Annotated in this window: 7 protein-coding genes; 5 read left to right on the forward strand and 2 right to left on the reverse strand. The window is 71.1% G+C overall.

Annotation, left to right across the window (positions count from 1 at the left end):
• Window positions 1-192 precede the first annotated feature (192 nt).
• Window positions 193-750 carry an inorganic diphosphatase gene (gene ppa / locus ACFSOX_RS23340; protein WP_378480217.1) on the reverse strand — a complete coding sequence of 186 codons (558 nt, stop codon included), beginning with the start codon at window positions 748-750 and terminating at the stop codon, window positions 193-195.
• A 498-nt stretch (window positions 751-1248) separates the two neighbouring features.
• Between ppa and cysE the strand changes: the two genes are divergently transcribed.
• Window positions 1249-2094, forward strand: coding sequence for a serine O-acetyltransferase (gene cysE / locus ACFSOX_RS23345; RefSeq protein ID WP_378480223.1), 846 nt, complete (start codon window positions 1249-1251; stop codon window positions 2092-2094).
• A gap of 175 nt (window positions 2095-2269) precedes the next feature.
• The gene (locus tag ACFSOX_RS23350) at window positions 2270-2449 is read left to right on the forward strand and encodes a hypothetical protein (RefSeq protein WP_378480218.1); all 180 of its coding nucleotides are present in this window, start codon (window positions 2270-2272) and stop codon (window positions 2447-2449) included.
• Between the two features lie 157 nt (window positions 2450-2606).
• Here ACFSOX_RS23350 and ACFSOX_RS23355 read toward each other — a convergent pair whose 3' ends face one another.
• Entirely contained in the window at window positions 2607-4316 is a 1710-nt protein-coding gene (locus ACFSOX_RS23355; protein WP_378480219.1) for a tetratricopeptide repeat protein, read from the reverse strand.
• Between the two features lie 419 nt (window positions 4317-4735).
• Here ACFSOX_RS23355 and ACFSOX_RS23360 point away from each other — a divergent pair, with 419 nt between their 5' ends.
• The 3 genes from ACFSOX_RS23360 (at window position 4736) to ACFSOX_RS23370 (ending at window position 9774) form a co-directional block, all read left to right on the forward strand.
• Window positions 4736-5152: a hypothetical protein gene (locus ACFSOX_RS23360; RefSeq protein ID WP_378480220.1), complete on the forward strand. Its 417-nt coding sequence runs from the start codon at window positions 4736-4738 to the stop codon at window positions 5150-5152.
• Between the two features lie 101 nt (window positions 5153-5253).
• Entirely contained in the window at window positions 5254-6936 is a 1683-nt protein-coding gene (locus ACFSOX_RS23365) for a methyl-accepting chemotaxis protein (protein ID WP_378480221.1), read from the forward strand.
• 57 nt (window positions 6937-6993) lie between these two features.
• Window positions 6994-9774, forward strand: a complete 2781-nt coding sequence (locus ACFSOX_RS23370; protein WP_378480222.1) for a bifunctional diguanylate cyclase/phosphodiesterase — start codon at window positions 6994-6996, stop codon at window positions 9772-9774.
• Window positions 9775-9909 lie beyond the last annotated feature (135 nt).

The following is a 9909-nucleotide window of genomic DNA, read 5'->3' on the forward strand; positions in this document are numbered from 1 at the left end:
CAGAATCAATGCCGTGCACCTCTTCAAGCACAATCCGTGCCGGACAGCCGTGGGCGCGGACCGAAGGTCCGCGAACCCGGGATCCTTAGCCCCGGTGCCGGTGGCTCACGAAAGACAGGGGTCATGGATCCCGGGCTCGGCGCTCACGCGCCGCCCCGGGATGACGAGGGCTGCGACGCCTTCGCGAAAGCCTTACTTCGCGGTCTCGGCCGCGGCGGCGAGCTTCTTCTGGTGGCGCTCCAGCGCCTTCACGACCAGATCCTCGGCCGCGCTCGCGTCGAGCCACTTGGCGATCGTGACCCACTTGCCCTTCTCCAGATCCTTGTAGTGCTGGAAGAAGTGCGCGACCTGATCGCGCGTGATGGCCGGCAGGTCGGTGTAGTTGGCGATGTCGTTGTAGTAGGGGTGCAGCTTGTCGACCGGCACCGCGATGATCTTCTCGTCGCCGCCCGATTCGTCCTCCATCAGGAGCGCGCCGATCGGCCGGCAGCGGATCACCGAGCCCGGGAACACCGGCACGCGGTTCATCACCATCACGTCGATCGGGTCGCCGTCGAACGACAGCGAATGCGGGACGAAGCCGTAGTTGCCGGGATAGTACATCGCGGTGTGCAGGAAGCGGTCGACGAACAGGGCGCCCGACTTCTTGTCGATCTCGTACTTCACCGGCTCGCCGCCGAGCGGGATCTCGATGATGACGTGGATGTCCTTCGGCGGGTTCGGGCCGGGGGAGATTTCATCGAGGTTCATGGCGGCTCCGGACAAAAAGACACGCGACACCCTCGCGGGGATGTCGCGGCGTCGGTTCTCTGATCCGCCTGCTTACTGCGCCGGGCCGCCCCGCCACAACAGGATTCGGGGCCTCCGATGGTCGCATGATCTCCGGGCCATACGACTTTCGGCGCCTTGCGCCGCGCCGGCGCGGCCGATCCGCGGCCGGCTCGTCCTGCTCCGGCAACCCTGGCGGCGATTTCGCGCGACCAGGCCCGGTGTCGCGGCGCAGCATGAAGTGCCGGGGTGACAAGGGCTTGCCGCAGGCCCGTAGGATAAACGTGCTGTCATGAACGATAAGAAGAGGACGCCGTTTCCTTGACACGGCAGGCGCCGGCGCAGACATCCTGGGATCGACAAGACGGACTCCGCGCGTGCCGGGCGCCGGAATTTCCTTGGGAAAGGACGCTCGTGAGCACCGCGACCCCCTTGCACGCCCATTCGCATGCCCCGCAGCACGCGGCCGCGCCCGCCGGCCTGCACGCCAGCGCCCGCGTCGCCCGTCGGCCGGTCGTTTCGGACGACCGCCTGTGGACGCGGCTGCGCGACGAGGCCGAGACCATGCTGGCGCGCGCCCCGGAGTTCGGCGCGCTGATCATGACGACGATCCTGGGCGCCGACGGCTTCGAGGACGCGGTGGCGCGGCGCATCGCGGCGCGGCTCGCCAATGCCGACGTCTCGGCCGCGATCCTGCGCGACGCCTTCCTGCGCGCCTATGCGGACGATTCGGCGATCGGCCGTGCCACCCGGGCCGACGTGCTCGCCGTGCTCGACCGCGATCCGGCGACATCGCGGCTGATCGAGCCGGTGCTGTTCTACAAGGGCTTTCACGCCATCCAGGGCCATCGTCTGGCGCATTGGGCGTGGACCCACGACCGCCGCGACCTCGCCCTGTGGCTGCAGAGCCGCTCGTCCGAGGTGTTCCAGACCGACATCCATCCGGCGGCGCCGTTCGGCGACGGCATCTTCCTCGACCACGCCACCGGGCTCGTCGTCGGCGCCACCGCCGTGGTCGGGAACAATGTGTCGATCCTGCAGGCCGTGACGCTCGGCGGCACCGGCAACGAGACCGGCGACCGCCATCCGAAAATCCGCAACGGTGTGCTGATCGGGGCGGGCGCGAAGATCCTCGGCAACATCGAGATCGGCCACTGCGCCCGCATCGCTGCCGGCTCCGTGGTGCTCAAGCCGGTGCCGCCGGCGACGACGGTCGCGGGCGTGCCGGCCAAGGTGGTCGGCACCGCCGGCTGCGCCGAGCCGGCCCGCAGCATGGACCAGATCCTCGGCGAGGACGCCTACGACTCCTTCGTCTACGTGATCTGATCACGAAATCCGACCACGAGATCAGACCACGCGACCTGATCACGAGATCCGATCATGTGATGCCAACGGCCCCGGACCTCGACCCGTCGTCCTGAAGTGCTCGCGCAGCAGGTGCTCGCGCCGCGAGCCTCGAAGGATGCGGCCACCCAAGTCGGCGTTGCCGACTTGGGCTTCAATGGTGTCGATCTCGGGCAAGCCCGAGATCGATGCCGTCGCCCGTCGAGGCCCGGCTGCGCCGGGCACCTCAGAGGCTGTGAATCTTTCGATTTTTGCACTGTTCGACCTGAGTCAAATCAACGACTTAGTCGGGCCGGAAACGCCGAAAACCGGAAAGATTCACAAGCTCTCAGGGTGACGGCGAGAGTCAGCCGTCATGGCCGTCGGTATGATCAGGCGAGATTGCTTGCCCGACCTGTTCTCTCCTCCCCTTGGGGAGGAGGGACCGCAGGAGGCGAGGCGCCTCGTTCACTGCGTCCCGATGTCGGGCAGGGCCGCGGCGCACGCGCGTTGCATCACCGCAGCGCCTGGCTGGTCGGTCCGTCCCCCGTGATCGCCTCGATCGCGGCGACGATGCGGTCGACGATCGCGGGCGACACGATCGCGCGGGCGAGCATCTCGCGCGGTCGCTCGACGAAGGGCGAGCGGCGCTCCTCGAGCGGTGCCAGCGTGGCCCGGGCGCCGGCCATGTCGCCCTGGCGGGCGAGGAGCAAGGCGCGGGCCAGCACATCGCGGTCGGAGGCGCCGGGCATGCGGTCGGCCTCCACCGCCATCATGGCGACGTCGTCATCGAGGAAAGCGGCCAGGAACATCGACCAGGCGAGCGGCGTCGGGTTCGAGATCGTCAGGCGGCGCGCCTGCTGGAGCAGCGCGCGGCCGCGCTCGACCTCGCCGGCCGCGACGAGCTGGCCACCGACCTGCATCAGCACCCGCAGGTCGTAGGGGTTCAGCGCCAGCGCCCGCTCGCCATGGGCGAGGCCCCGCTCCAGAAAGCCGCGCGCCACATGGATGTGCATCAGCGTGTAGTGGGCCCGCGCGCTGGTCGGCGCGAGCTCGACGGCGCGACGCGCCAGCGTCAGTGCCGTCTCCAGGCTGTCCGGCCCGCCATTGCCGAACACGTGGTCGCGGTAGTGCAGCCGCGCGAGCAGCACGTGCCCGAGCGCGAAGGCGGGGTGCTCCCGAATCGCCGCCTCCAGGCAGTCGCGGGTGCGTTCGCGCCGCTGCGGGTCGAAATAGCGGGCGAGCTCGGCGGAGACGAGCGTGCACCGATAAGCCGAGGGAGGGCCGTCCGGGTCGAGCTTGCGGCGCTCGGCCGCCGGAATGATGCCGAACGGCTGCAGCAGCGCGCTCGTGACGGAGACGACGAGCGGCTCGATCGCCCCGCCCGGGCTGGCGTCGCCCGGCTCGATCGCGATCTCGTCGTGCCAGACGACGCGGCGCTCGGGCATGGCGAGCAGGCGGAGGCTGAGGACGCTCTGGCCCGTGGCGGTGCGAACGAGCCTCGGCACCAGCAGATAGTCGAGGTCGGCGCTCGCCTGTGCCGCAGCCGACATCGCGGCCGGTGCGGCCACCACGGTGATGTCCTCGAAGCGCGCCAGCGCGTTGGTGAGCCTGGCGTGCAGCGCATCCGGCGCCACCGCGGGGCCGCCTTCGGTCCCGACGACGGCGACGGGCTCGACCGCGAGCCACGGCTCGCCGGTGCGGCGCCGGGTCGGCCGGGGCGTGAGGGTCTCCTCGGCCGCGCTCAGAATCCGGTGCAGGTTCCAATGATCGATCAGCAGCACGTCGAAAAGGCCGTAGGCGACGACGGCGAGAACGGCGAGCCAGGCGGGTGTGAGCCGGAACCGGAACGGCAGGTCTGATCGCGCGGGCGTCGGCGGCAGCGGCGGCGCCGCGTCCGCAGCCGCCGGCGCGGGCGAGGCCGCCGGCTCGGCGGCGGGCGTCTTTTCGACCGTCGGTTCCGGCGCGGCCCACTCGGGCGACGGCGCGGGGGTCTCGACGCGGGTGAACACCGGCACGTAACGGCCGCGCGGCAGCGCGATGCGGACCGGATCGTCGCGACCGGCCTCCGCATAGTAGCGGTCGAGCTCCTGGCGCAGCCGCGCGGCCTCGGTGCGGACGATCGACTGGCTGTTCGGGTCGAAGCTCGCGTCGCGGCCCAGCGCCTCGACCGCGATCGTATACCCTTTGATCCGGTCGGCGTTCCCGGCCAGCGTCTGCGCCACGACCCAGCTCAGAAAGGAGGTAATCTGGGGCGAATCCCGAAAGCGCGCCGAGTCCGCGATGCGCGCGAGCGCCGCGGAGATTTCGTCATCCGAAGGACGCGTCGAAGGATCTTGCCCGAGCAAGTTTAATACATCCGAATTAGGTCGAGAAAATCGATCGGCTCGAAAGAGGACGCCGATCGATTTTCATCTTACTGACTCGCCGGGAAGCAGCTTTGAGATAGCGCATGTGACTTCGGGTTGAGAGCCGCTGGATTCAATCGAAGGTGCCCGCCGACCTTTGTGCGGCACGAAGAGACGCGGCAAGGCGCCTCGTGTGACTGTCATCTGACAGCCAACCGAACCCGAAAGTAACAAACCGGCAACCACGCCGGCCGAACCCTTCGCCCCGTCGACGAATCGACGATCGAGGGGGCGACGTGACTCACGACAGACGCAAGCGCGCCGAGGGGCGCGAGACGCGCACCCGGCGCGAAGGAACGGTGCTGTGCGTGCTGCGGGCGGACCTGCCGCGGCTGCGCAGCGTGCTCGACACCTATTCCCACTGCATGACCGAGCTGATGACGACCCTGTCGGGGCCGGCCGTCTCGTCCGACCGGCTTGCGGTGGTCGAGCGGCTCCGCCGTGACCACGACGCCGTGCTGGTCGACCTTTCGCGGCTGGTCGATCTCCTGGAGGGGCCGGGGTCGGCGGCGAGCGACGAGGCGCCGACCGGCGGGCTCGCCGCGGAGCGCGGCGGCGCGGCAGGGCTCGGCGTGGTCCGGGGCGGGCGCTGGCGAGACCGCGCCAAGCGACCGGTCGGCGCGCGGCGCCGGCGCTCCGGGGCGCAAGCCTGAACGCGGTGGGCCTGATCGAGGCAAGTCTTGTCGAAGCAGGTCTTGTCGAAGGATGTCCGAGCGTCGCGGCGGCGCCGCGGCCACACCGGACGGAGGGGACGATGTCATTGTCGAACGTCAAGATTCTTTACAAGATTCTGGCCTGCTTCGGGCTGCTGATGGCGGTCGTGGCCGGCGCCGTCTGGTTCACGGCCGCGCGGATGAACGAGATCGACAGGATCTCCGGCGACATCGTCGCGCACGACGTCGCCGGCATGAAGTCCGGGCTGCGCGCCAACCAGGAGGTGTTCAATCTCGGCCGGCTGGTTTGGCGGATCGTCGCGGAGACCGACCCGGCCGACATCCGCAAGACCGTTCAGGACATGGACGCCAATCACGCCCGGTTCCGGGAGCTGGTCACGGCCGGAGCGAAGGAGTTGCCGGGCTTCGCGCGCGCCTTCGAGGCGGCGGGTGAGAAGTTCGATGCCGTTCACCGCGACGCGGCCGCCGTCGCGAAGGCGGCGATGGCGGGCGACAACGCGACCGCACTGCAGCTCGCCAAGGCCATGGTGGCGAAGAACGATGCGCTGCGCGAGCACATGCGCGGCATCACGGCGGAGCTCGAGCGGTCGCTCCACGAGCGATCCGAACGGGAGTCGGCCGAGGTGGCTGACACCATCAAGACCACCATCGTGGCGATCGCGGTCGCGTCCCTTCTCGTGCTGGCGCTCGCCTGCGCGGTGGTCCAGTTCGGCGTCGCGAAGCCCCTCGGCGTGCTGTCGCGTACCATGGAGCGGCTCGCCGGCGGAGACTTCGCGGCCGAGGTCGCCGGCGCCGAGCGCAAGGACGAGGTCGGCCTGATGGCCCGCTCGGTCGCGGTGTTCAAGGAGAACGGGATCGAGGCGCAGCGGCTGCGGCGCGAGCAGCAGGAGGCCGAGGCCCGCACCGCGGCCGCCCGGAAAGCCGACATGGCCCGCATGGCGGACCAGTTCGAGGCGGCGGTCGGCACCATCGTGGGGGCCGTGTCGTCGGCCGCCACCGAGCTCGAGGCGGCCGCCGGCACGCTGTCGCGCACCGCGGAGACCACCCAGGAGCGCGCCGGCGCCGTCGCCGCCGCCTCCGAGCAGGCTTCCGGCAACGTCCAGAGCGTCGCCTCCGCCACCAACGAGCTGTCCGCCTCGGTGAACGAGATCAGCCGGCAGGTTCAGGAATCCACCCGCATCGCTTCGGAGGCGGTGCGACAGGCCGAGAGGACCGACGCGCGGATCGGCGAGCTGTCGCAGGCGGCCGGCCGCATCGGCGATGTGGTGAAGCTGATCACGGCGATCGCCGAGCAGACCAACCTCTTGGCCCTCAACGCGACCATCGAGGCGGCGCGCGCCGGCGAGGCCGGCAAGGGCTTCGCCGTGGTGGCCCAGGAGGTGAAGGCGCTGGCCGCCCAGACCGGCAAGGCGACCGGCGACATCTCGGCCCAGATCGCCGGCATGCAGGCGGCGACGCACGACTCGGTCGCGGCCATCAAGGAGATCGGCGGCACCATCGGCCGCATCGCCGAGATCGCCTCGACCATCGCGGCGGCCGTCGAGGAGCAGGGGGCGGCGACCGCGGAGATCGCCCGCAACGTCCAGCAGGCCGCGCAGGGCACCGGCGAGGTCGCCCGCAACGTCACCGACGTCAACCATGGGGCCGACGCGACCGGGGCGGCCTCGGCCCAGGTGCTGTCGTCGGCACAGTCCCTGTCGAAGGACAGCAACGCGTTGTCGCGCGAGCTGGCGACCTTCCTGGCCACCGTGCGGGCGGCGTGATCGCGGCGGGGCGGCATCGGCGCCGGCGCCGCCCGAGCGGTGGCGCCGGCGTGGTCCATGGAGGTGCGTTCGATGGCCGAGCCGGCCGCCTCGATATCCTATCGCGCCGTCTTCGTGAGCGCGCTCCTGGTCGGCGTGGTCGCGACGCTCGCGGTCGGCCTGTCGGTCTGGCAGAGCCGGACCGACGCCATCGCCCAGGCGGTGCGGGCCGACCGCAACACCGCGGGCTTCCTGGCCGGGCAGATCGAGCACGTCATCCGGGAGGTCGACGACGTCGTCCGCGACTATCGCGACCTCGCCGAAATCTTCGCGGTGACGTCGGGCGATGCCTTCGACGGGCAGTTCAGCGCCGGTGCACTGCAGGACTGGATGGCAGCGAAGGTCAGGGCGATGCCGCACAGCGTCCACATGGCGATCGCCGACGCGTCGGGGCGGGTGGTGAGCGCCTCGCGGCCGCCCATGGCGACCCCGACGGGGATCGCCGACACCGAATATTTCGAGGCGCTCCGCACCGCCGGACGCGACGATCTGCAGGTGTCGCCGCCGATCCGGATGCGCAGCACCGGGGAGTCGGTCGTCGTGCTGGCACGCCGCATCGCGGGTCCGGGGGGCACCTTCCGCGGCGTCGTGACGGTCAGCGTCGCCACGTCGTGGTTCGACCGCCTGTATCTGACGTCCGGCTTCCTGACGGACCAGACCTTCACGTTGTCGCGGCGTGACGGCACCGTGCTGCTGCGTTATCCGGCCGACGACACGAGCGCCGGCCGGCGGGTTCCGGCCGCCTCGCCGTGGTACGCGACGGTCGCGGCCGGCGGCGGCAGCTATCGCTCGGCGGTCGGCGTGTTCGACGGCGTCCCCCGCTGGGTGTCGGTGGCGCCGCTGCCGACCCTGCCGCTGGTGATCGCCGTGACCTCGCCGGAGACGGGGGTGCTGGCCGCCTGGCGGGCTCGCTCGGCCTATGCGGTCACCGGCGCCCTGACGCTGCTCGCCTTCCTGCTGGTCCTCCTCGTCGTGCTCGCCCGCGAGCTCCGCCAGCTCGCCGCCGCCCGCCGCGTCGCCGCCGCGCGCTCGGCCTCGCTCGCCCGCACGAACACCCGGCTCGAGGACACCAACGCCCAGTTCGCCGCGACGCTGCGGGCGATGTCGCAGGGCCTCTGCATGTTCGACGGCGACGGCCGGCTGCGGGTCTGCAACGAGGCGTTCCGTCGCATCTGGCGGCTGCCCGCCGAGCTCGGCCCCGGCTGGCCTCGCGACGCCGTGCTGGCCGAGCGCAGCCGGCTGGCGAAGCGGCTGCTCCGGGCCTTCGATCGGGTGGACGGGGTATCGGCGCCCGGTGCCGAGCGCCCCCCGACCGCGCTCTTCGAGCTCGAGGACGGGCGCGTGATCGCCGTGACCGAAGGACCGACCGGCGACGGCGGCTGGCTGGAGACGCACGACGACGTCACCGACCGGCACCGCCACGAGGAGCGCATCGCCTTCCTGGCGCGCTACGACTCGCTCACCGGCCTGCCCAACCGCGCGACCTTCCTGGACCGGCTCGAGGCCGCCGCGCTCGCGCTCGGCACCGACCGCGCCGCCTTCGCGGTGCTGATGATCGACCTCGACCGGTTCAAGGAGATCAACGACTCGGTCGGCCACACGGTCGGCGACGTGGTGCTGCGGCAGACCGCGTCGCGGCTCGCTCAGGCGGCGCGCGGCGACGACACGCTGGCGCGGCTCGGCGGCGACGAGTTCGCCGTGATCCGCACCGTCCGGGCGAGCCGCTGCGCCGACGAGACGGCGGAGGCGGCAGTCCGCTCGGCCCGCGAGGAGGCGGAGGCGCTGGCCCAGCGCATCGTGACGCTGCTCGCCGTCCCGCACCGGATCGACGGCGCCCCGCATGTCGTCGCCGCCAGCATCGGCATCGCCGTCGCGCCGCAGGACGGCGTCGATCCGGCCGACCTCCTGAAGAAGGCCGACCTCGCCCTCTACCGGGCCAAGGCGGTCGGCACCGGTCGGTACGTCCACTACGATCCGGTGATGTCGGAGGAGGTGGAGGCGCGCCGAAGGCTGGAGGCTGAGATCCGCCGCAGCCTCCACGACGGCGACTTCCGGCTGCACTATCAGCCGATCGTCGACATGGCGACCGGCCGCGTCGCGGCCGTGGAGGCGCTGGTGCGCTGGCAGCATCCCGACCGCGGGCTCCTGTCGCCGCAGGAGTTCATCCCGCTCGCCGAGCAGTCGGGCCTGATCGGGCCGCTCGGCGACCACGTGCTGCGCGCCGCCTGCGCCGAGGCGGCGGGCTGGCCCGGCGACCTCAAGGTCGCCGTCAACGTCTCGGCCGCGCAGTTCGGCAATCCCGGGCTGTTCGACGACATCGCCCGGGCGCTCGCCGCGACCGGCCTGCCGCCGCGGCGCCTGGAGATCGAGATCACCGAGACGGTGCTGCTGGAGAACGAGGAGCGCAACGTCGCCGTGCTGCGGGCGCTCGCCGATCTCGGCATCGGCGTCGCGCTGGACGACTTCGGCACCGGCTACGCCTCGCTCGCCTATCTGGTGACGTTCCCGTTCAGCAAGCTCAAGATCGACCGGCGCTTCACCGGCGACATCCTGACCCGGCGCGAATGCGCCGCCATCGTCTGCTCGGCGGCGACGCTCGGCCTGAGCCTCGGCCTCACCGTCGTCGCCGAGGGCGTCGAGACGGCGGACCAGCTCGAGGTGCTGCGGCTCACCGGCGTCACCCAGGCGCAGGGGCTTCTGTTCGGCGCACCGATGTCGGCCGAGGCGATCGCCCGGCGGCTCGGCAGCGAGATGTTCGCGGACGATCGTGCAAGGACCGTGGGCGAAGGGGCGGCGTGATCCTCTTTCGCCTGGGCGGATCGTTCAGGAGGACGACGAGCAACGTCGGAGCAAGAACTGCACCGAAGCCGTTCCGGCAAATCTAGAGCGGTTTTCGGTGTGGCTGAATCGCCGGGGGATTCCCTGGGCGGGTGA

Source organism: Rhodoplanes azumiensis (assembly GCF_042682915.1).
Classification (GTDB): Bacteria; Pseudomonadota; Alphaproteobacteria; order Rhizobiales; family Xanthobacteraceae; genus Rhodoplanes; species Rhodoplanes azumiensis.

Excerpts from the sequence above, each read along its gene's own strand:
- ppa (WP_378480217.1), bottom strand. The coding sequence starts at position 750 with ATGAACCTCGATGAAATCTCCCCCGGCCCGAACCCGCCGAAGGACATC.
- ACFSOX_RS23350 (WP_378480218.1), top strand. The coding sequence starts at position 2,270 with ATGGTGTCGATCTCGGGCAAGCCCGAGATCGATGCCGTCGCCCGTCGA.
- ACFSOX_RS23365 (WP_378480221.1), top strand. The coding sequence starts at position 5,254 with ATGTCATTGTCGAACGTCAAGATTCTTTACAAGATTCTGGCCTGCTTC.
- ACFSOX_RS23370 (WP_378480222.1), top strand. The coding sequence starts at position 6,994 with ATGGAGGTGCGTTCGATGGCCGAGCCGGCCGCCTCGATATCCTATCGC.